Source organism: Afipia birgiae 34632 (assembly GCF_000308295.2).
GTDB classification, from domain to species: domain Bacteria; phylum Pseudomonadota; class Alphaproteobacteria; order Rhizobiales; family Xanthobacteraceae; genus Afipia; species Afipia birgiae.
In genome coordinates this window covers 311,923-333,599 of the sequence record NZ_HG326655.1, presented here as the reverse complement: position 1 = coordinate 333,599, position 21,677 = coordinate 311,923, and the positions used below count along the sequence as shown (strand labels likewise).

At 62.8% G+C, this 21,677-nt stretch carries 18 protein-coding genes and 1 pseudogene; 14 read left to right on the top strand and 5 right to left on the bottom strand.

Annotation, left to right across the window (positions count from 1 at the left end; translation table 11 throughout):
* Positions 1 to 281 precede the first annotated feature (281 nt).
* Positions 282 to 788 (top strand): protease adaptor protein RcdA, encoded by a 507-nt coding sequence (gene rcdA / locus BN32_RS24605; RefSeq protein WP_019199794.1) that lies wholly within the window; start codon positions 282 to 284, stop codon positions 786 to 788.
* Positions 789 to 935: 147 nt separating this feature from the next.
* On the opposite strand, the gene rpmE is transcribed toward rcdA, so the two are convergent.
* Positions 936 to 1,163 carry a 50S ribosomal protein L31 gene (rpmE, locus tag BN32_RS24600; RefSeq protein ID WP_019199795.1) on the bottom strand — a complete coding sequence of 76 codons (228 nt, stop codon included), beginning with the start codon at positions 1,161 to 1,163 and terminating at the stop codon, positions 936 to 938.
* A 165-nt stretch (positions 1,164 to 1,328) separates the two neighbouring features.
* Between rpmE and BN32_RS24595 the strand changes: the two genes are divergently transcribed.
* The gene (locus tag BN32_RS24595; RefSeq protein ID WP_019199796.1) at positions 1,329 to 3,209 is read left to right on the top strand and encodes an ABC transporter ATP-binding protein/permease; all 1,881 of its coding nucleotides are present in this window, start codon (positions 1,329 to 1,331) and stop codon (positions 3,207 to 3,209) included.
* Between the two features lie 12 nt (positions 3,210 to 3,221).
* On the opposite strand, the gene BN32_RS24590 is transcribed toward BN32_RS24595, so the two are convergent.
* A complete protein-coding gene (locus BN32_RS24590; RefSeq protein WP_019199797.1) occupies positions 3,222 to 4,073 on the bottom strand; it encodes an enoyl-CoA hydratase in 852 nt (283 codons plus the stop codon).
* A gap of 209 nt (positions 4,074 to 4,282) precedes the next feature.
* Between BN32_RS24590 and BN32_RS24585 the strand changes: the two genes are divergently transcribed.
* Genes BN32_RS24585 through BN32_RS24575 form a run of 3 tightly spaced genes read left to right on the top strand, consistent with a single transcriptional unit; the run spans position 4,283 to position 6,334 of the window.
* Positions 4,283 to 4,930 carry a LemA family protein gene (locus tag BN32_RS24585; protein WP_019199798.1) on the top strand — a complete coding sequence of 216 codons (648 nt, stop codon included), beginning with the start codon at positions 4,283 to 4,285 and terminating at the stop codon, positions 4,928 to 4,930.
* A 22-nt stretch (positions 4,931 to 4,952) separates the two neighbouring features.
* Positions 4,953 to 5,822 (top strand): TPM domain-containing protein, encoded by an 870-nt coding sequence (locus BN32_RS24580; protein WP_019199799.1) that lies wholly within the window; start codon positions 4,953 to 4,955, stop codon positions 5,820 to 5,822.
* A 14-nt stretch (positions 5,823 to 5,836) separates the two neighbouring features.
* The gene (locus BN32_RS24575; RefSeq protein ID WP_019199800.1) at positions 5,837 to 6,334 is read left to right on the top strand and encodes a TPM domain-containing protein; all 498 of its coding nucleotides are present in this window, start codon (positions 5,837 to 5,839) and stop codon (positions 6,332 to 6,334) included.
* A gap of 9 nt (positions 6,335 to 6,343) precedes the next feature.
* On the opposite strand, the gene putA is transcribed toward BN32_RS24575, so the two are convergent.
* Positions 6,344 to 9,355 (bottom strand): bifunctional proline dehydrogenase/L-glutamate gamma-semialdehyde dehydrogenase PutA, encoded by a 3,012-nt coding sequence (gene putA / locus BN32_RS24570; RefSeq protein ID WP_019199801.1) that lies wholly within the window; start codon positions 9,353 to 9,355, stop codon positions 6,344 to 6,346.
* A 110-nt stretch (positions 9,356 to 9,465) separates the two neighbouring features.
* On the opposite strand from putA, the gene BN32_RS24565 reads away from it, so the two are divergent.
* Positions 9,466 to 9,927: an Lrp/AsnC ligand binding domain-containing protein gene (locus BN32_RS24565; RefSeq protein WP_019199802.1), complete on the top strand. Its 462-nt coding sequence runs from the start codon at positions 9,466 to 9,468 to the stop codon at positions 9,925 to 9,927.
* A gap of 11 nt (positions 9,928 to 9,938) precedes the next feature.
* Positions 9,939 to 10,676, top strand: coding sequence for a hypothetical protein (locus BN32_RS24560; protein WP_430641976.1), 738 nt, complete (start codon positions 9,939 to 9,941; stop codon positions 10,674 to 10,676).
* Positions 10,677 to 10,766: 90 nt separating this feature from the next.
* On the opposite strand, the gene BN32_RS24555 is transcribed toward BN32_RS24560, so the two are convergent.
* Positions 10,767 to 12,320 (bottom strand): acyl-CoA synthetase, encoded by a 1,554-nt coding sequence (locus BN32_RS24555; protein ID WP_040427590.1) that lies wholly within the window; start codon positions 12,318 to 12,320, stop codon positions 10,767 to 10,769.
* 137 nt (positions 12,321 to 12,457) lie between these two features.
* Positions 12,458 to 13,629 (bottom strand): annotated as a pseudogene (locus BN32_RS24550) (acetyl-CoA C-acetyltransferase).
* Between the two features lie 139 nt (positions 13,630 to 13,768).
* Here BN32_RS24550 and BN32_RS24545 point away from each other — a divergent pair.
* The 7 genes from BN32_RS24545 to BN32_RS24515 all read left to right on the top strand — a co-directional run bounded on the left by BN32_RS24545 (position 13,769) and on the right by BN32_RS24515 (position 21,672).
* The gene (locus tag BN32_RS24545) at positions 13,769 to 14,491 is read left to right on the top strand and encodes a TetR family transcriptional regulator (protein WP_019199806.1); all 723 of its coding nucleotides are present in this window, start codon (positions 13,769 to 13,771) and stop codon (positions 14,489 to 14,491) included.
* A 92-nt stretch (positions 14,492 to 14,583) separates the two neighbouring features.
* Positions 14,584 to 15,708, top strand: a complete 1,125-nt coding sequence (locus BN32_RS24540) for a CaiB/BaiF CoA transferase family protein (RefSeq protein ID WP_019199807.1) — start codon at positions 14,584 to 14,586, stop codon at positions 15,706 to 15,708.
* Between the two features lie 44 nt (positions 15,709 to 15,752).
* Positions 15,753 to 16,511, top strand: a complete 759-nt coding sequence (locus tag BN32_RS24535; protein WP_019199808.1) for an SDR family NAD(P)-dependent oxidoreductase — start codon at positions 15,753 to 15,755, stop codon at positions 16,509 to 16,511.
* A 4-nt stretch (positions 16,512 to 16,515) separates the two neighbouring features.
* Positions 16,516 to 17,325 (top strand): enoyl-CoA hydratase/isomerase family protein, encoded by an 810-nt coding sequence (locus tag BN32_RS24530; protein WP_040427694.1) that lies wholly within the window; start codon positions 16,516 to 16,518, stop codon positions 17,323 to 17,325.
* 55 nt (positions 17,326 to 17,380) lie between these two features.
* A complete protein-coding gene (locus BN32_RS24525) occupies positions 17,381 to 19,255 on the top strand; it encodes an AMP-binding protein (RefSeq protein WP_019199810.1) in 1,875 nt (624 codons plus the stop codon).
* 30 nt (positions 19,256 to 19,285) lie between these two features.
* On the top strand, positions 19,286 to 20,413 hold the full coding sequence (locus tag BN32_RS24520) for an acyl-CoA dehydrogenase family protein (protein ID WP_019199811.1): 1,128 nt from the start codon (positions 19,286 to 19,288) through the stop codon (positions 20,411 to 20,413).
* Between the two features lie 14 nt (positions 20,414 to 20,427).
* Positions 20,428 to 21,672, top strand: coding sequence for an acyl-CoA dehydrogenase (locus BN32_RS24515; RefSeq protein WP_019199812.1), 1,245 nt, complete (start codon positions 20,428 to 20,430; stop codon positions 21,670 to 21,672).
* Positions 21,673 to 21,677: the final 5 nt, after the last annotated feature.

Sequence of the window (21,677 nt, the reverse complement as noted above, 5' to 3'; positions counted from 1 at the left end):
AGCTTTCGGGTTTATGACTTTGATTGTCCTTGTTTGGACACCGAGTGGCTCCTGTCCACTCTGTTTGACGCCTCCCTGTTATCAACTTTCAAAAGCCGCCGGAAACGGCGGCTCTTTTTTGCCCGCTGCGTTAATCTTTGCGGGCCCGTTTTGCCGCGTGCGGCATCCCGCTGGAAACCATATCTCCTCATTGTTATCGCAAGTGGCTGGACTCCCGGCCACGGGCGCGCAATCATTTGTTCATCATAAAAAAATCAGCGTAACCGCGTGAGGCGTTAACCATGTCCGACCAGGGCGCAGCCGATCTCGTTCTTCTCAGTGAGCGGATCACCAATTCACCCGCCTTCGGGACCTTGTTCCGGGAAGGCATGGATCTCGTCGAAGAGACCGCGGCCTATCTCGACGGGCCGGGCCGGCTTGAGGCCAGGGCGCTCGAGCGCTCTGTCAGTCTGAGCTATGCGACTGAAAGCATGCGGCTGACAACGCGGCTCATGCAACTGGCGTCCTGGCTGCTGCTACATCGCGCGGTCAAGGAAGGCGAGATGACGCTGCATCAGGCCAATCGCGAAAAGACCAAGGTCAAGCTGACCGCGGCCGATCCCGGTCCGGACGACATCATCACGAAGTTGCCGGAGCGGTTGCAGGATCTTGTATCCCGCTCAATGGCGCTGCAGGCGAAGGTGCGCCGGCTCGATATGACGATCCATACGCCCGCCTCGGAGCATCTTTCGATCGGCAATCCGCTGGTGCCGCAGATGAACATGCTGAAGGCCGCGTTCGAGCGATAAGCGTTCCGGTTGTTACCTCGCCCGCTCTTGCGGGGAGAGGTGAAAATAAGAAATCCGCGTCACGCGCATGCTCAAAACGAAAAACGCCCCTGCGACAGCGGGGGCGTTTTGGTGTCGAATGCCGGAGTGTCCGAACCCTGAGAAGGATCAGTCCTTCTTGAGGAAGCCCGAAAACTTCTTCTGGAAGCGCGAAACGCGGCCGCCACGGTCCAGCAACTGCTGGGTACCGCCAGTCCAGGCCGGATGCGACTTGGAGTCGATATCCAGGTTCAGCGTGTCGCCTTCCTTGCCATAGGTCGAGCGGGTCAGGTACTCGGTCCCGTCGGTCATAACGACCTTAATTGTATGATAATCCGGGTGAATTTCGGCTTTCATGGCAAATCCTCTGGCGCCGTGCGCCCACAGATCGGGAATGTTCGGGACGAATTTGGCCGCTCTATATCGCAGGACAGGCCGTGAAACAAGCTGAGAACGTCATTTGCCAGCGCCTGCCATGGGGCCTATTTGAGGGCCAGAAAGCAACACGGTGGCCAATACAAAATGAGTGCAGTGGAACGCGTTGAAGACCCGGGTCTGCCATCCGCGCTGGCGCGGGAGGCGGGAGCGGCCAAAGGGGTTTCCACGCCTGATGCCGGGCCGTCACCTGACACGCCGGAGACGTCGCAGAAGAAATCCCGCGGCGTGAAGCTGCGGCCCCTGATGGCGCTGGCGCCCTACGTGGCGCGCTATCGCGGACAGGCCTTCGCGGCGCTGGTGGCGCTGATTATCGCCTCCGCCGCGACGCTGGTGGTGCCGCTTGCGGTGCGCCGCATGATCGATTTCGGTTTCAGTCCCGAAGGTCTTGCGCTGATCAACAGCTACTTCGCGGTGATGATCGCCGTGGTGGCGGTCCTCGCCTGCGCCAGCGCCGCGCGCTACTACCTCGTTATCACATTGGGCGAGCGGATCGTCGCCGACCTGCGCCGCGATGTGTTCAGGCATCTGACGTCGCTGTCTCCATCCTTCTTCGACACCGCGCACAGCGGCGAACTGGTCTCGCGCCTGACGGCCGACACCACGCAGATCAAGTCGGCGGTGGGCGCATCGGTCTCGATCGCGCTGCGTAATCTCGTGCTGTTCATCGGCGCGTCCACCATGATGGTTGTCACCAGCCCGAAGCTTTCCGGCTTCGTACTCGCGGTGATCCCGCTGATCGTGCTGCCGCTGGTCGCGTTCGGCCGCCGCGTGCAGAAACTGTCGCGCGGCGCACAGGACACGCTGGCGGAAGCCTCATCCTATGCATCGGAATTGATCGGTGCGATCCGCACGCTGCAGGCCTTCACCAATGAACGCCTCGCGGAGGCGCGGTTCGGCGGCGAAGTCGAGCGGGCTTATGTCGCGGCGCGCAGTTCGACCCGCGCGCGCGCGTTTCTCACCGCGACAGTGATCTTCCTGATTTTCGCCAGCGTCATTGCGATCCTGTGGGTCGGTTCGCATGACGTGCTGACCAACCAAATCAGCGCCGGACGTCTCAGCCAGTTCATTCTCTATGCGGCGTTCGCGGCTGGTGCCCTTGGCGAACTCAGTCAGGTGTGGGGCGAGATTTCGCAGGCCTCCGGCGCTTCGGAGCGGTTGTTCGAAATCCTGCGCATCAAGCCGGACATCGCCGCGCCCGCCAGTCCACGCGCGCTGCCGGTGCCGCCGCGTGGTGACGTTGTGTTCGACGATGTGCGGTTCTCCTATCCGACGCGGCCCGATCATCTGGCCGTCGATGGCGTGTCGTTCGCGGTGAAGGCCGGCGAAAAGGTTGCGGTGGTCGGACCATCGGGTGCCGGCAAGAGCACACTGTTTCATCTGTTGCTGCGGTTCTACGATCCCGCCTCCGGTGTGATCTCGGTCGACGGCGTTCCGGTCCGCGAGGCTGATCCGTCCGCGGTGCGTTCACGCATCGCGCTGGTGCCGCAGGATTCGGCGGTGTTCGCCACCAGCGCCCGCGAGAACATCCGTTTCGGACGTCCCGACGCCAGCGATGCAGAGGTCGCCCGCGCCGCCGATCTGGCCCACGCCACCGAATTCATCACGCGGTTGCCGCTGGGCTTCGACACGCAGCTCGGCGAACGCGGCGTGACGCTGTCCGGCGGACAGCGCCAGCGCATTGCGATTGCACGCGCGATCCTGCGCGATGCGCCACTGCTGTTGCTTGACGAAGCGACGTCATCGCTCGACGCCGAGAGCGAGACGCTGGTGCAGACCGCGCTGGAAGAACTGATGAGCCACCGCACCACGCTGGTGATCGCGCATCGTCTCGCCACCGTTCTGTCCTGCGACCGCATCCTGGTGATGGAAAACGGCCGCATCGTCGAGCAGGGCACGCACGCCTCGCTGGTCGCAGCGAACGGCCTCTATGCCCGGCTGGCGCGGTTGCAGTTCGAGGGTGTTTGATTCACCCGCGAGCTAGCTGCGCTTGAACACTGGTTTGCGCTTCTCGACGAAAGCTTTCACGGCTTCCTTGTGATCCGCGGTGCCGGCGGATCGCACCATGCGCTCGGCTTCATGATCGAGCGATGTCAGAAAATCGTTCATCAGCGCTTCGTCGAGATTGTCCTTGAGAAAACGCAACGCCGTCGAAGGACCGTCGGCGAGCTTCTTCGCCATTGCGAATGCTTCCTCGCGCAGCCTGTCGTCCGGCACCACGCGATTGACGATGCCGAGCGTCTCGCATCGTTTGGCATCGATCTTCTCGCCGAAGAACATCAGTTCGCGCGCGCGTGACGTCCCGACAAGACGTGTCAGCAGCCACGCCATGCCGTAATCGCCGCTGAGTCCGATTTTCACATAGGCGGTGGTGACGAAGGCTGACTCTGCCGCGATGCGCAGGTCGCAGGCCAGCGCCAGCGAAAGCCCGGCGCCGGCGGCCGGACCGGGCAGCGCCGCGATGGTTGGTTTGCGCACCTTGACCAGCGCGCCGGTCAACGTGCGCTGACGTTCCTGCAGCCGTGCGACCTTCTCGTCGAATGTCAGTTCCGGTGCATTGCTGCTGCCGCTCTTGCCGCCCATGCCCTTGATGTCGCCGCCGGCGCAGAACGCGTCGCCCGCGCCGGTGATGAGAATGGCGCCAACGGCCGGGTCTTCACCGCAGAGCTTGATCATGCGCCGCAGCGCCGGGGTCAGGTTGTCAGAGAGCGAGTTGCGGGCGTGGGGGCGATTAAGCGTAATGACCGCGACGCGCTCGCGAACCGCGCAAAGCAGTTCCTCGGTGCCGGTGTCGATCGCGGTTTCGGATGAGGTAATCGCGGTGGCTGTCATGGTCGCTGTTCCGTGTCGAGTTGGTTTCGAAACAGAACCTAGAACGTTGCCAGCGCAGATTGCCAGCAAAACCTCGCGCAACGCTGTCATGTTTCGCAAGGTTCACCCGGCCCGCGCGAGTGTGTATGCTCGCCGTCACAAGACCATCGTAGGGTCACCCGCCTGTTCGTTCAGTTTGCCGGCGTCCGGCGTTTTAATGGAGATCATTCATGCGCAAGATTTTGACGGTCCTCGCAGCGCTCGCGTCGCTGAGCCTCACCAATTGCGGATACAATGCGATCCAGCAGAACGACGAGTCGGTGAAGTCGGGCTGGTCCGAAGTCGTCAACCAGTACCAGCGCCGCGCCGATCTGGTGCCGAACCTCGTCAATTCCGTCAAAGGCTTCGCACAGCAGGAAAAGGACGTGCTGCTCGGCGTGACCAACGCGCGCGCCAAGGTTGGCAGTGTGCAGGTGACACCGGACGTCCTGAACGATCCGGCGGCGCTGCAGAAATTCCAGGCCGCGCAAAGCGAGCTCACCAGCGCGCTGTCACGCTTGCTGGTGGTGACCGAAAACTATCCGCAATTGAAATCCGATCAGTTGTTCCGCGATCTGGTGGCGCAGCTTGAGGGTACCGAGAATCGCATCGCTGTGGCGCGCAACCGCTACATCAAGGCGGTGCAGGACTATAACGTCGGCATCCGGACTTTCCCGAACAACCTGACCGCGATGGTGTTCGGCTATAAGGAAAAGGCCAACTTTACGGTGGAGAACGAGAAGTCGATTTCGACCGCGCCGAAGGTCGATTTCAACGTTCCAGCCACACCGGCGCCCACACCGGCGGCACCTTCAACAACGCCTGCGCCCGCGAAATAGGGGCGCGCAACGAGCGCGCGCGATGAAAGCGGCAAGGGCGGTCATTCTCACATTCATGCTGTGCTGGGCGTTTGCCGGCGCGACGTTTGTCGCGCTGGCCGATGTCGCGGTGCCGCCTCTGACCGGACGCGTCGTCGATCTGACGGCGACGCTGTCGGTGGATCAGGTCGCGGCGCTCGAACAAAAATTGAAGGCGTTCGAGGACCGCAAGGGCAGCCAGCTAGCGGTGCTGATTGTGCCGACCACGCAACCGGAAACCATCGAGCAGTACGCGCTGCGGGTGGTCGAGCAATGGAAACTCGGGCGCAAAAAGGTGGACGACGGCGCGTTGCTGCTGATCGCCAAGAATGACCGCAAGCTGCGCATCGAGGTCGGCTACGGCCTCGAAGGCGCGCTGAACGACGCCACTTCGAAGCGGATTATCGACGAGATCATTACGCCGAAATTCAGGAATGGCGATTTCACGGGTGGCATCTCCGACGGCGCGGATCGGATCCTGAAAGTGATCGATGGCGAGCCGCTACCCGCGCCGAAGCCTGAGGGCGAACTGCCGGATCTCAGCGCGATCGGCGAGTATTTCCCGTTTCTCCTGATCATCGTGCTGGTCGGCGGCGGAATTTTCAGGGCAATCTTCGGGCGATTGCTTGGTTCCCTTGTCGCGGGCGGGGGCGTTGCTTTCTTCATCTGGTTCTTTCTCGGCGTATTGCCGATCGCCGCTGTCGGCGGATTGATCGCCTTCGTCGTCACAATGATTGGGGATAGTATCGTGTCATCCGGCGGTGGCCGCGGCGGCTATGGCGGCGGATTCAGTTCCGGCGGGTCGAGCAGTTCTGGCGGGTTCAGCGGAGGCGGCGGCAGCTTCGGCGGCGGCGGCGCATCGGGCAGTTGGTAGCCGAGAGCACAGCAATGGGTATCAAGCGCATCGGCAAACATCTTCTTCTCAACCGCTGGCGGGTCCGGCGTGCATTTCCGCGGCAGGCACTTGTCAACATCGAGAAGGCCATCAAGGCCAGCGAGGCGACGCATACCGGCCAAATCCGCTTCGCGGCGGAAGGCGCTCTCGATGGCGTGCCGCTGTTCAAGGACCAGTCCGCGCGTGCGCGCTCCATCGATATGTTTGCGCATCTGCGGGTGTGGGACACCGAGAACAGCAATGGCGTTCTGATCTATTTGCTGCTCGCCGACCACGATGTTGAAATCGTCGCCGATCGCGGCATCAACGAGAAGGTCCAGCAGGCGGAGTGGGAGACAATCTGCCGCGTGATGGAAATGGAGTTTCGTGCCGGAAATTTCGAGGGCGGGGTGCTCAAGGGCATTGCTGCGGTCACCAGGCTGCTCGCAAGGCATTTTCCGCGATCCGGGCCGAACAAGAACGAACTGCCCGACAAGCCGGTGATGCTTTAGCCCGCGAGGTCATTCATTCGTCATCAGCCCGACATTGCCGCCTGCCGCTGCGGTGTTGATGGTCACCGTCTGCTCGGTGGCGAGACGCGGCAGATAATGCGGGCCACCCGCCTTGGGCCCGGTGCCCGACAGTCCATGTCCGCCGAACGGTTGCACGCCAACCACAGCCCCGATCATGTTGCGGTTAACGTAGACGTTGCCCACTGCGAGCCGCTCCACCACGGTTTCGACGGCATCGTCGATACGCGAATGAACGCCGAGCGTCAGGCCGTAGCCGCTTGAAGCGATGGATTGCAGTACATGTTCGAAATCCGCCGCCTTGTAGCGCACCACATGCAGGATCGGGCCGAATACTTCCTCGGTCAGTTGATCCGCACTTTCGAGTTCAAAGATGTGCGGCGCGACGAAGTTGCCTGATGAGGGCGCGTCACCGGCGAAATGCACGCGCGCCGTGCTTTTCATCTGGGTAATGTGCGCATCGAGCCGCTGCTTGGCCTCGGCATCGATCACTGGCCCGACCTGCGTCGCCGGATCGCGCGGATCGCCGACGGTCAGTTCGCGCGCCGCGCCTGCGATCATGTCGATCATGCGGTCCGCCACGTCGTCCTGCACGAACAGCAGACGCAAGGCCGAGCAGCGCTGGCCGGCCGACCGAAAGGCCGATATCACCACATCGTCGGCGACCTGTTCGGGCAGTGCGGTGGCATCGACGATCATGGCATTGATGCCGCCGGTCTCGGCGATCAGCGGTACGATCGGGCCATCCTTCGTAGCGAGTGTACGATTGATCGAGCGGGCGACATCGGTGGAGCCGGTAAATACCACGCCTGCGATATGATCGTCCGCGACCAGCGCCGCGCCGATCTTGCCGTCGCCCTGCACGAGATGAAGCGCCGAGTCCGGGACACCTGCCTCGTGCAGGAGCGCCACAGTTTCCGCCGCAATGCGCGGGGTCTGCTCGGCGGGTTTTGCGGCGACCGCGTTGCCGGCCATCAGGCATGCCACCACCTGGCCTACGAAAATCGCCAGCGGAAAATTCCACGGCGAAATCGCGACCATGACACCGCGCCCGCGCAAACGAAGCGTGTTGCTCTCGCCGGTCGGGCCGGGCAGCGGCAGACCGTCACCGAAGAGCTTGCGGCCTTCCACGGCATAGTAACGGCAGAAATCCACTGCCTCGCGCACTTCGGAGACCGCATCGTCGATGGTCTTGCCGCCTTCGGTTTGCAGCAGTGCGATGAAGCGCGGCATCCGCCGCTCCAGCAGGTCCGCTGCGCGTTCCAGCGCGGCGGCGCGCGTCTCTGCGGACGTCCGGCTCCAGAATGCGAAACCGGTGCGCGCGAGCGCCGCGGCAACCGCGGCGTCTTTCTCGGTCGCGATATTCACAGCGGCGGTTGGCAAGATCTCGCCGGCAACTGCCTTGAGCAGAAGGTCCAGGGCGACGCGGTCTCCGAATTCGATGCCGCACGAATTGAGACGTGGCAGATAAAGCTCACGCGGCAGCGGCAGGCGGGAGTTGCGGGCCCGATCCGGCGCCCGGATCATTTGCTCCGGCCGTTCCAGCAGTGTCGCGACGGGAATGCTGTCGTCCGCGGCCAATGCGACGAACGAGGAGTTTGCGCCGTTCTCCAGAAGCCGCCGAACCAGATAGGCGAGCAGGTCGCGATGGCTGCCGACCGGCGCATAGATGCGGCAGGCGAGTCCCGGTCTATCCGCATGAAGTTGCGCGTAGAGCGCGTCGCCCATGCCGTGGAGGCGCTGGAACTCGAAGCCGTCATCGCCGCTCGCTAGTTCCGCAACTGTCGCGACCGACAGCGCGTTATGAGTGGCGAATTGCGGGAAAATGCGTGGGCGCAATGCGAGCAGCTTTCGCGCGCAGGCGATGTAGTTGAGATCGGTCATCGCCTTGCGGGTGAACACCGGATAGCCCTCGAGCCCGCGCTCCTGCGCGCGCTTGATCTCGGTGTCCCAATAGGCGCCCTTCACGAGGCGTACGGTGATGCGGCGATTGGCGTGCTCCGCGAGAGCGTAGACATGATCGATCACGGCCTCTGCGCGCTTCTGATAGGCCTGCACCGCGAGCCCGAATCCGTCCCAGCCATCAAGCGACGGATCGGCGAACACCGCATCGATGACATCGAGCGACAGTTCGAGGCGGTCGGCCTCCTCGGCGTCGACGGTGAAATTCATGTCATGTGCTTTGGCGCGGCGTGCGAGATCAAGCGTCAGCGGCACGAGTTCGGCCATCACGCGCGAGCGGCTCAGTGCCTCGTAGCGCGGATGCAGCGCAGACAGTTTGACGGAAATTCCCGGCCGGTCCGGCAGCGCCTTGTCGTGCGCCGCGCCGCCGATGGCTTCGATCGCCGCGGCGTAGGACTCGAAATAGCGCGCGGCGTCGGCGGCGGTACGTGCGCCCTCGCCGAGCATGTCGAACGAATAGCGATGGTGATGATGCGGACCATCGTCATCCGCCGCGCGTGCGAGCGCGGCCTCGATGGTTTCGCCAAGCACGAAATGATTGCCCATCAGACGCATCGCCTGCCGGGTTGCGGCGCGCACGGCCGGAAGACCGATCCGCTTGGCGATCAGCCCGATGGTGCCCTGCGGGGTTTCACCCGGCTGGATCACGCGCGCGGACAGACCGAGCGCCCACGCCGAGGCATTGACCAGCAGCGCATGGGATCGCGTCTTGTGATGAGCGAAATCGCCCTGGCCAAGCTTGTCCTCGATGAAGCGGTCGGCAGTTGCGGAGTCCGGTACCCGCAGCAGCGCCTCAGCCATCACCATCAGGGCGAGGCCCTCCTTGGTCGAGAGCGAGAACTCGCGCAGCATGTCCTCGACGCCGCCGAAGCCGCCGTCATGGCCGCGCACCGCCTCGATCAGCCGCGTGGTTGTTGTGTCGATGCGGGCATTCTGTTCGGCAGAGAGCGGAGCGGCCGTAAGCAGCCGCGCAGCAATCACGCTGTCGTCGGCTGCAAACGGCGCTGAAAAGGATTGGTCGAGGTCGGGGCGGTCGGGCATGGCATCCTCTTGCGTTGCCCGATTCTATCTCCGATACCTGCCGTGGTTCGATAGACAAATTCGCTATTTTGCCTTATCAATTACGGAATATCTGAAAAAATTCAGGATAAATGGGCGACATAGACAAGATAGACCGGAAAATCCTCGATATTCTGCAGGCCGACGGGCGGATCGCTAACGTCGAACTGGCGGAACGCATCGGCTTGTCGCCGACATCGATCGGGGAACGATTGAAGCGGTTACAGCGTGACGGCTTCATCGAAGGTTACGGCGCGCGGCTCAACCCGCACCGGCTGGGATTGGGTCTTCTGGTGTTCGTCGAAGTGCTGCTCGACAAGACCACGGCGGACGTGTTCGCGCGCTTCGCGGACGCGGTGAAGCTCGCACCGGAAGTGCTGGAGTGCCACATGGTGGCCGGCGGCTTCGACTATCTCGTGAAGGCGCGTGTTGCCGACATGACAGCGTATCGCCGGTTCCTCGGCGAGACATTGCTGGCTCTGCCCGGTGTGCGTGAGACGCGCACTTATGCTGTCATGGAAGAAGTGAAACGCGATGCGCCGCTCCCGGTGTGATCGCGGTTCACATGAATGTTGACGGCGAGTGGAGCGAGCTGTTGATCGCGCGAGAAATCCGCCATAGTTCTGCGGGGCTGGCTTTTCAGGATCGTGCGTTGTTCCATCTTCCTTTCGTGTTCCGTGTCGTTTCAGCCGCGGCGGTCGTTTCCGGGCTTGCGTTCGGATTCACGCTCGCGGCGCAGCCTGCGTCCGCCATGCAGCTCACCCCGCAGCAGAGCGAACTCTACACATCGGTTTCGACCAGTCCGCCTACGGCGGAGACGATGACGGTCTGCTACGGTTTCGTGTGCCGCCGCCGCATCGAACTTGATTTCACGCCGGTGGACCGGAAGGCGCTGGCCCAGATCATCGCAGCGGGCAAGGCCTCCGCGATTGCCGAGCGCGCCGCGATCCAGAAGGCGGTGATGTGGTTCGACCGCAAGGTCGGCCCGACCATCGGCACCACCACGCGCATCGCCCGCGCCGATATCCGTAGCGGAGCGGATGCGAAGAATTTCGATTGCTGGGATTCGACCCGCAATGTGTCCAGCTTGCTGCTGGTGCTGCAGGAGTGGGGCCTGCTGAAGCACCACACCGTCGGCAATCCGCGCTATCGCGGCAACATCCTCGCGATGCAGCTGCCGCACAACACGGCCGTCATCGTCGAGAAGGAAAGCCGGATCGAATGGGTCGTCGATATGTGGACGACGCGCTACCTCCAGCCGCCCGACGTCATGCTCGTGGAGCAGTGGTTGAAGGAGGAGTAAATCTCGTCATTGCGAGCGAAGCGAAGCAATCCAGAATGCCAAAAGGGCTGGATTGCTTCGTCGCTAGTGCTCCTCGCAATGACGTTGAACTCACGCCTGCGCGGACGCCTTCTTGACCTTTGCCCAGTACTTGTCGCGCAGATGACGTTTTACCAGCTTGCCGGTCGGCGTTCGCGGCAGCTCGGCCTCGAAATCCACGCTCTTCGGGCATTTGATCGGCGACAGATGCTTGCGGCAAAACAGGATCAGTTCGGCCTCAAGGTCCTTCCCCGCGCGTGACATGTCGTGCGGCTGCACCACGGCCTTGACCTCTTCGCCCATTTCCTCGTTCGGAACACCGAACACCGCGACGTCCGCTACCGCCGGATGAGAGATCATCACGTCCTCGGTTTCCTGCGGGTAGATGTTCACCCCGCCCGAAATGATCATGTAGGCCTTGCGGTCGGTGAGATAGAGAAAGCCATCGTTGTCCATGTACCCGACATCGCCAAGCGTCGACCAGCCGCGGTCGTTGTAGGCACGCTGGGTCTTGTCGCTATCGTTATGATAGGCAAATGCGGGTCCGCCGGCAAAATACACAGTGCCGGTTTCGCCCACCGGCAGTTCGTGTCCATCGTCGTCGAGAATCTTGAGCTCGCCGACGACCGCGCGGCCGACGGTGCCGCGATGCGCCAGCCAGTCCTTCGAGGTCGAGACGGTGACGCCATTTCCTTCGGAGCCGGCATAGTATTCGATCAGGATCGGCCCCCACCAGTCGATCATCTTCCCCTTGACGTCGGCGGGGCAGGGAGCGGCGGCGTGCACCGCGCCTTTCAGTGTCGAGGTGTCGTACTTTGTGCGCACCTCGTCCGGCAGCTTGAGCATGCGCACGAACATCGTCGGCACGAGCTGCGATTGCGTCGCCTTGTGCTTTTCGACCAGCCGCAGGAATTCCTCGGCGTCGAACGATTCCATAATGATCGAGGTGCCGCCGAGCGCGCCGCACATCATGTTGAAGCGCAGCGGAGCCGCGTGATAGAGCGGCGCGGGCGATAGATACACGCTGGTCTCGTTCATGCCGCACATGGTCGAGCACAACAGCTTGAGCAGCGGATTGGGCACCAGGATGGAGGGCTCGGTCAGCGGACGCTTGATGCCCTTCGGCCGCCCGGTGGTGCCCGAAGAATACAGCATGTCGTAGCCGGCGGATTCGTCGGCGATGGGCGTGGCCGGTTGCGCCGACAGCGCGTCGTCCCACGACTTGAACCCGCCCTGCGCCGCGCCGGTGATGAAGAAATGCGGCGCGCCCGGCGCGTCGCCGAGCAGCGGCGCGATCGAGCCGATGCATTTCGGCGAGGTGATCACGACCTTGGCACCGCAATCCTTGACGATGTAGGCGATCTCGTCGGGTGTGAGGTAGCGGCTGATGGCGGTGTAATAGAGGCCGCTGCGCTGGGCCGCCCAGCAGATCTCCATGAAGGCGATGGCGTTTTCCATCAGCAGCGCGATGTGATCGCCCTGCTTCAATCCGAGTGAACGGAACAGCTGCGCGCCCTGGTTGGAGCGGCGATCGAGATCGCGGTAGGTGATGGCATCGCCGCTGCCGGCCATCTGGTAAGCGATTTTGTCGGGCGTCGACTGGGCGTGAATCGAAGGGTGAGACATTGAGCTCCCTGGGCGTTTCCTCGGTTTCGATGCTCCGGCGGCTTGTGCCGCTCGTTGTTGGGCTTTGAAGGTGCCGCGATGGATGCTCCACGGCACAAAAAAAGGGCGGGTGATGAACCCGCCCTCAAAAGCTGCTGTTACAGCCGCTCGATGATGGTGACGTTGGCCATGCCGCCGCCTTCGCACATGGTCTGGAGACCGTAGCGCTTGTTGCGCTGCTTCAGTGCGTTGACCAGCGTTGTCATCAGCTTGGTGCCGGAGCCGCCGAGCGGGTGGCCAAGCGCGATCGCGCCGCCATTGACGTTGAGCCGCGACGGATCGGCGCCGGTGTCCTTGAGCCATGCGGTCGGCACCGAGGCGAAGGCTTCGTTGACCTCGAACAGATCGATGTCGTCGATCTTCATGCCGGCTTTCTTCAGTGCGCGATGGGTCGCGGGCAGCGGCGCTTCCAGCATGATGATCGGGTCGCCGCCGATCATGGTCATGTGATGGATACGCGCCAGCGGCGCGATACCGAGCGCCTTCAGGCCTTTCTCGTTGACGATCATGACGCCGGACGCGCCGTCGCAGATCTGGCTGGCGCTGGCGGCGGTGAGCTTGCCGTTCTCGGCAATCGTCTTGACGCCGCGGATGCCGTCGATGGTCGCATCGAAGCGAATGCCTTCGTCGATGTTGTGAGTATCGGTCGAGCCGTCGGCGCGGGTGATCTTGAGCGGAACGATCTCGTCCTTGAACGCGCCGGCCTGCGTTGCGGCGATCGCCTTCTGGTGGCTCTGGTAGGAGTACTGGTCGAGGTCTTCTTTCGCGAGGCCGTACTTCTCCGCCATCATTTCAGCGCCGGTGAACTGGCTAAACTGGATGTTCGGATATTTCGCCTGGATGTTCGGGCTGTAATAGTTGCCGAAGCCATTCTTTGCAGCCAGCGTGGCTGGAAGCCCCATCGGGACGCGGGTCATGCCTTCGACGCCAGCGGCAATCACGATGTCCATCGAACCCGCCATCACCGCCTGCGCGGCGAAGTGAAGCGCCTGCTGCGAAGAGCCGCACTGGCGGTCGACCGAGGTGCCGGGCACGCTTTCCGGAAGCTTCGAGGCCATCACGGCGTTGCGCGCGACATTGTTCGACTGTTCACCGGCCTGCATGACGCAGCCCATAATAACGTCTTCGATCTGTGCGGGATCGACGCCAGTGCGGTCCACCAGCGAATCCAGCACCGAGGCTGCGAGATCGACCGGATGCCAGCCGGCGAGGCGCCCCCCTTGCGTCCCCCTGCGGTCCGGGCGGTGGCGACGATGTAGGCTTCAGCCATGGTGGTGCTCCCTGTTGGGTTGTTTTCGGTTGGGCGCGATAAAAGCACGGCGCGAGATTTAGTCAATCGGTCAATTAACTCTTGAGCGCGGCCCGATCATCAGGTTAGCTGGCGGTTCACAACGTTCTCGAGACCGCACATGTCACCGACCTTGACCGCCAAAGCGCCGCGCCGGCCAGCATCGAAGCAGGTTCCCGACAAGGAAGCCGCGCCGATGAACGCGACCGCTGCGAAATTGCTGGTGGCCGCGGGTGATCTTATGATCGAGCGGCACTCGACCGAAGTGTCACTGAGCGAAATCGCGCAGAAGTCCGGTGTGAACGCCGCGCTGGTGAAATATCACTTCGGCAACAAGGATGGTCTGCTGCTGGCGCTGCTGGCGCGCGATGCTGCGGCGGAAATGACGAATCTGGCTTTCGTGCTCGATCAGCCGATTTCGCCGACGGAGAAGATGCGGCGGCATATCGCCGGCATCATCAATGCCTATTACCGGGTGCCGTATCTGAGCCGGCTGATTCATCTGTTGCTGCATCAGGGCAGTGAGGCCACCTCAAAAGAGGTGCATCGCTTTTTCATCAACCCGCTGTTCGATTTCGTACGCGGGCTGCTCGAACAGGGCGTTGCGGCGGGTGAATTCCGCAAGGTTGATCCCGCGCTGTTCTACATCAGCCTCAACGGCGCGTGCGACAACCTGTTCTACGGCCGCCAGATGAATGCGCGGTTCCTTGGATCGAATGGCATCACCGACGAGGTCAGGCGTCAATACATCAAGCACATGACGACGCTGTTCCTCGGCGGATTGCTGACGGACAAGGCAGCCATGTCCTTCGACACGGAAGGATCGTCGTCCGGCAAGGCATGATAGATTTTGCCAGTTTGAAGATAAGCGGCGCGTCTGATTGCTTAATCCGGCGTGCAAACAACAAGAAGACTTGAGTTCGGGAGAGAACAACAATGAAGGATCGTTCGGCGGCAACAGGTCCGCTGCGTGGCGTACGCGTGGTTGAATTCGCCGGCATCGGACCGGGGCCGTTCGCCTCGATGCTGCTGTCCGACATGGGTGCGGACGTGGTGTCGATTGCGCGGCCCGGACAGGGCAAGCGCGATGTGCGTGATTTCGTCAATCGCGGCCGGCGCGTCATCGAGCTGGATCTGAAGAATCCCGCTCACGTTACTCAGGCTCTGGATTTGATCGGCGCTGCGGATGTGCTGATCGAAGGCTTCCGGCCGCAGGTGATGGAGCGGCTTGGCCTCGGGCCGGACGTTGTGCTCAAGCGCAATCCGAAGCTGGTCTATGGCCGCATGACCGGCTGGGGCCAGGAAGGGCCGCTGGCGCAGGCGGCAGGTCATGACATCAATTACATCGCCATCACCGGTGCGCTCGATTCATTCCGCGCCGCGAACGGTGAAACTGTTTCGCCGCTGAATCTTGTCGGCGATTACGGCGGCGGCGCGATGTATCTCGTCGTTGGCGTGCTGGCGGGTGTGATCGAGGCGCGCGCCTCGGGTAAGGGCCAGGTCGTCGATGCGGCGATGTGCGACGGTGTATCGAGCATGCTGACCATGTTCCACAGCATGAAAGCGACCGGACGATGGACCGATCAGCCGCGCACAAATCTGCTTGACGGCGGCGCGCCGTTCTATCGCACCTATGAGTGCAAGGACGGCGGCTTCATGGCGATCGGCGCGCTCGAGCCGCAGTTCTATGCGGAACTGCGCAAGCTCGCCGGATTGAGCGAAGATTGTTACGACGCGCAGATGGACCGCAAGGGCTGGCCACATCTGCATGAGAAAATGACCGCACTGTTCAAGAGCAAGACGCGCGATGAGTGGGCAGAGATTCTGGAAGGATCGGACGCCTGCGCCGCGGCCGTGCGCGGCCTGTTCGATGCCCCAAAGCATCCGCATCTCGCGGCCCGCCAGACCTTCGTCAATGTCGATGGCCATGTGCAACCGGCGCCCGCGCCGCGTTTCTCGCGGACGCCTTCAAACATTCAGGGATCACCGGCTGTGCCGCCGGTCGATGCCGCCGAAATCCTTTCGCAGTGGTCGCAGGCGGCCTCCGCGAAAGCGTCCTGAAGTCATCACGACTTAAACAATCCGTCACCTAAGGAAAACGACTTATGCAGCTCAAGGATGTTTCAGTACTCATCACCGGCGGCGGCTCAGGCTTGGGCGCGGCAACTGCGCGCGCGATGGCCGCAAAGGGCGCGAAGGTCGCCGTCATCGACATGAACAAGGAAGGCGCGGAAGCCGTCGCCAAGGAGATCAAGGGCCTTGCGCTGGTCGGCGACGTCTCCGAGGAAGCGCCGGTCAAGGAAGCCATCGCGAAGGCCGAAGCCGCGCACGGCACCATCCGCGTGCTGGTGAACTGCGCCGGCATCGGCGGGGCGGTGAAGACTGTCGGCAAGAACGGCGCATATCCGCTCGATCACTTCTCGCGCATCATCAAGGTCAATCTGATCGGCTCGTTCAACTGCATCCGTCTCGTCGCCGAGCGCATGCAGACCGCGCCGCCGATCGGCGAAGAGCGCGGCGTGTGCATCAACACCGCGAGCGTCGCCGCCTTTGACGGCCAGATTGGCCAAGCCGCGTACTCCGCCTCGAAGGGCGGCATCGTCGGCCTGACGCTGCCGGTGGCGCGCGATCTCGCTTCGCTCAACATCCGCGTCATGACCATCGCGCCGGGCCTGTTCCTGACGCCGCTGCTGATGGGCCTCTCGGAAGAAGCGCAGAAGAGCCTCGGCGCGCAGGTGCCGCATCCGGCGCGTCTCGGCGATCCGAGCGAGTACGCCCAGCTCGCGGTCGCGATTGTCGAGAACCCGATGCTCAATGGCGAAACGATCCGCCTCGACGGCGCGATCCGCATGGCGCCGCGGTAACGCGATGACCGCAACGCCTCTGCTTGTCGAGCATGCCGACGGTGTGGACTGGGTGACCCTCAATCGCCCGGACAGCCTGAACGCGCTCGACGATCAGATGGTCGATGCACTGAATCAGTACTTCGGCGATCTGGCGCGCAACACACGCACCCGGATCGTCGTGCTGAAAGGGGCGGGCCGGGCGTTCTGCGCCGGGCTCGACCTGAAAGAGGCGATGAGCCGGCGTCCGCCTGGCACGCCGCCGGCCAGCGTGGCCGATGCGCTCGATCATCAGCGCTCCATCGCCGATATCGTGATGCTGATGCGGCGCTGTCCGCAGCCGATCATTGCGCTGGTGCAGGGTGCGGCCTCGGGCGGCGGTTTTGCGCTAGCGCTGGCCGCCGACATTCGCATCGCCGCAAAGTCGGCGCGGATGAATTGCGCCTTCATTCGTCTTGGGCTTGGCGGCTGTGACATCGGCACCAGCTATTTCCTGCCGCGGCTTGTCGGCGTCTCCGTCGCGTCAGAACTGATTCTGACCGGACGCTTCATCCATGCCCAGCGCGCGCATGCGGTCGGGCTTGTGTCGGAGGTTGTTGACGACGGCGGACTCGATGCCGCCGCTGCGCCATACATCGACTCCATGCTGGCGGCATCGCCGCTCGGCCTGCGGCTCTCCAAGGAGTGCCTCAACATGAGCGTCGATGCGTCATCGATTGAAGCTGTGATCGCGATGGAAGACCGCAATCAGGTGCTGACCTCGCGGTCCGAGGATTTCAAGGAAGGCGTGCGGGCCTTTCTGGAGAAGAGGAAGCCGATCTACCGCAATATGTAGTTGCGCACCAACAAACAGAAGGCCTCACAAGAGGCCGCGTTTAGGGAGAAGCGAAGTGAACGCGGAGACGGCAGCAGTGTTGACGAAGCCCGCATTCCGGAAGATCGAGTGGCTGCCGCGCGACATCGCGGTCGACCGTCGGGCCGACGGCGTGATCGTTCTGAAGTCCCGCATTCCGCTCGATCCGTACGAGCCCCACATTCCGGCGTCGCTGGCGAAGTGGGCCGCCGAGCGCCCGGATCACACCTGGCTGGCGCAGCGCCGCGGCCCCGAGCGGCAGTGGCGCAAGGTGTCCTATGGGGAGGCGAAGCGGACGGTCGATGCGCTGACACAGGCGCTGCTCGACATGAATGTTCCCGAAGGGCGGCCGATCGCGATCCTCAGCGGCAACTCCCTCGAACACGCGCTGATGACACAGGCGGCGATGCAGGCGCGGATACCGGCGGCGCCGGTTTCTCCCGCGTACTCGCTGATGAGTCAGGATCACGCCAAGCTGAAGTATCTGTTCGGTCTCGTGAAACCTGCGGTGGTGATGGTGCAGGATGGCGCCACCTTCGAGAAGGCGCTCGCCGCGCTCGATCTCGACGGCATCACGGTGATCCATGTCGATCGCCCCCCGGCCAACATCAAAAGTGTCGCCTATGCAGATATCGCCGCGACGAAGGTGACACCGGCGGTCGATGCGTCGATTGCCCGGATCACGCCGGATTCTGTGGGCAAGCTGCTGTTCACGTCGGGTTCGACCGGCATGCCGAAGGCCGTCATCAACACCCAGAAGATGATGTGCGCCAATGCCCGGATGATGATGCAGGTGCGGCTGCGTCCGCCCGGTCATTCCGAGGCGATCTATCTCGACTGGATGCCGTGGAATCACACCATGGGCGGCAACGCGCTGTTCAACCCGGTGCTGGTCGAAGGCGGCACGCTTTACATTGATGATGGCCGTCCGCTGCCCGGCATGATCGACGAGACGTTGCGCAACCTGCGCGAGATTTCTCCGACCTATTACGCCAACGTCCCGGCCGGTTATGCGGCACTCGCCGCAGCAATGGAGAAGGATGATGCGCTGTGCCGCAACTTCTTCAGGAATCTCGGACTGATCGCCTATGGCGGCGCGCGGCTGCCGGACGATCTTTATGACCGTGTGCAGGCACTGGCTGTGCGCGCCACCGGCGAGCGCATTGTTTTCTACACCGGTTGGGGTTCGACGGAGACCGCGCCGACATCGACCGGCACCTATTGGGACACTGAGCGCGTCGGCCTGATCGGCCTGCCGTTCCCCGGCGTTGAATTGAAGATGGTGCCGGCAGGCGCGCAATACGAATTACGATTGCGCGGCGTCAATGTGACGCCGGGATATCACGGCCAGCCTGAATTGACGCAAAAAGCGTTCGACGAGGAAGGCTTCTATTGCATCGGCGATGCCGGCGTGTTCGTCGATCCCGAAGATCCCGCGAAGGGGCTGATCTTCTCCGGACGCGTCGTGGAAGACTTCAAGCTCACCACCGGCACATTCATTCTGGTCGGCTCGCTGCGCACCGATGCGATTGCCGCTGCGTCGCCGGTGATCCAGGACTCGCTGGTCGCGGGGCAGGATCGCCCCTTCATCGGCCTGCTGGCGTGGCCAAATCTCGATGCCTGCCGCCGCCTGATCGGCGACATGGATGCATCGATGGAAACGGTGGTGAATAACCCGAAGGTCCGCGCGCATCTGTGCGACGGATTGCTGGCGCACAACAAGGCCGTCAACGGCGTGACCAGCATGACCATCGCCCGCGTGATGCTGATGACGGAGCCGCCGTCCATCGACGGCAATGAACTGACCGACAAAGGCTACATCAACCAGCGCGCGGGGCTTGAGCGCCGCGCCGCGCTGGTCGAGCAACTTTATGCAGACCAGCCGGGGCCGGACGTCATCGTTCTCGGATAACTTTCACGTTCACAACACGAGTCAAACCAGATGAACTTTGAATTCTCGGAAGACCAGAAGCAGTTGCGCGATCAGGCGCGGCGCTACCTCGCGGAGCATTCGCCGCCGAAGGCGGTGCGCGCGGTGCTGGAAGGCAAGGCGCCCTATGACAAGGCGCTGTGGAAGGGCCTTGCCGAGATGGGCTTTCTTGGCGTCGCGATCCCGGAAGAGTTCGGCGGCGCGGGCGCTGGTCATCTCGAACTGTGCGTGATCGCCGAGGAAATCGGCCGTGCGCTGGCGCCGGCGCCGTTTTCGTCGACAATCTATCTCGCTGCCGAAGCACTGATGCTCGCGGGCAGCGATGCGCAGAAGGCGAAATGGCTGCCGAAGATCGCGTCGGGGGAAGCCATCGGCACGCTGGCGCTGTTCGAGGGCGTCGGCAATCCGTCGCATAAGGCGATCAAGGTTTCGGCATCGCAGGGCGCGGTATCCGGCACCAAGACGCCGGTGGCGGATGGCGCGATTGCGGATTTCGCCATCGTCGCGGCGCGAACCGGATCGACCGGACGCGAAGCCGATATCGGTCTGTTCATCGTCGACCTCAACGGCGATGGCGTGACGCGCAAGGCGCTTTCGAATCTCGATCAGGCGCATGGTCAGGCGGAGATCACTTTCGACCGCGCGAAGGCGGAGCCGCTCGGTGCTGCCGGTGAAGGCTGGAGCATCCTGACCCGCGTGCTCGACCGCGCAGCGGTGCTGACGGCGTTCGAGCAGGTGGGCGGCGCCGATCGCGCGCTCGAAATGGGCCGCGACTACGCGCTCGACCGTATCGCCTTCGGTCGCCCGATCGGGTCGTTCCAGGCGGTGAAGCACATCCTCGCTGACATGTATGTGTCGGCGACGCTGGCTCGCTCCAATTGCTATTACGGCGCATGGGCGCTTTCGACCGATGCTGCGGAGCTGCCGGAAGCGGCGGCAACCGCTCGCATCAGCGCAACGCAGGCGTTCCAGCATTGCGCCAAGAACAACATTCAGGTGCATGGCGGCATGGGGTTCACCTGGGAGTTCGACTGCCATCTGTATTACCGGCGCGCCAACGTGCTGGCGCTGTCGCTCGGAAGCCTGACCTACTGGGAAAACCAGTTGATCGATCGTCTGCGCTTCAAGAACGCCTCTTAAGAAGGATCATTCACATGAATTTCGATGACACCCCGCAGGAAGCCGCGTTTCGCGCTGAAGCCCGCGCCTGGATTCAGGCCAACGCGCCGAAGGAACTCGAAGCCGAGCTATCGCAGCCGACGGTCGGCCGCATCAAGCTGAAGAATCGCGACATCCTGGAGGAATCCAAGAAGTGGCAGAAGAAGAAGGCCGCGGCCGGCTGGGCCTGTCTGCACTGGCCGAAGGAATTCGGCGGCCGCGGCGCCTCGCCGATCGAACGCGTGATCTGGCAGCAGGAAGAAGGCTTCTACGGCAAGCTGGAAGGCGTGTTCCTGATCGGGCAGGGCATGTGCGGCCCGACGCTGATGGCTTTCGGCAGCGACAGCGACAAGAAGACATATCTGCCGCCGCTCGCATCCGGTGAGCACGTCTGGTGTCAGTTGTTCTCAGAACCTTCCGCCGGTTCCGACGTCGCCGGTCTGCGCACCCGCGCGGAAAAGAAGGGCGATGACTGGATCATCAACGGCCAGAAAGTCTGGACCACCGGTGCGCATTTCTCCGACTACGGCATCGTGATCACGCGCACCGATCCGACCCAGCCCAAGCACAAGGGCCTGACCATGTTCTGGCTCGACATGAAATCGCCGGGCGTCGTGGTCAAGCCGATCAAGCAGGCCAATGGCCAGTCGGAGTTCAACGAGGTGTATTTCACCGACGTGAAAATCCCGGACTCGCAACGGCTCGGCAAGGTCGGCGATGGCTGGAACGTGTCGCTGACCACGCTGATGAACGAGCGCATGTCGATCGGCGCGCGGCAGTCGACCGGCTTCCCGGAACTGTTCGCGTTCTGCAATGATCTGATGCTGGAGGATGGTCCGGCCATCGACGACAAGAACGTGCGCTCGAAGCTTGCGAGCTGGGCGGTCAAGGCCAGTGGCCTGAAATACACCAGCTACCGTTCGATCTCGGCGCTGTCGCGCGGTGAGCGTCCGGGCCCGGAAAATTCCATCGGCAAGCTCGTGGCCGGCACGATGTTGCAGGACATCGCGATGTTCGCGATGGATCTCCAGGGTGCATCCGGCGCACTGACCGATGCGGACAGTCTTTCGGTCGGCGGGCAGTTCCAGTCGATCCTGCTGCGCTCGCCGTCGGATCGCATCGCCGGCGGCACCGACGAAATCCTGCGCAACATCATCGCCGAGCGCGTGCTCGGTCTGCCGGGTGATATCCGCGTCGACAAGGATGTTCCCTTCAACGCGATTCCGACCAAAGGACGCTGAGGACC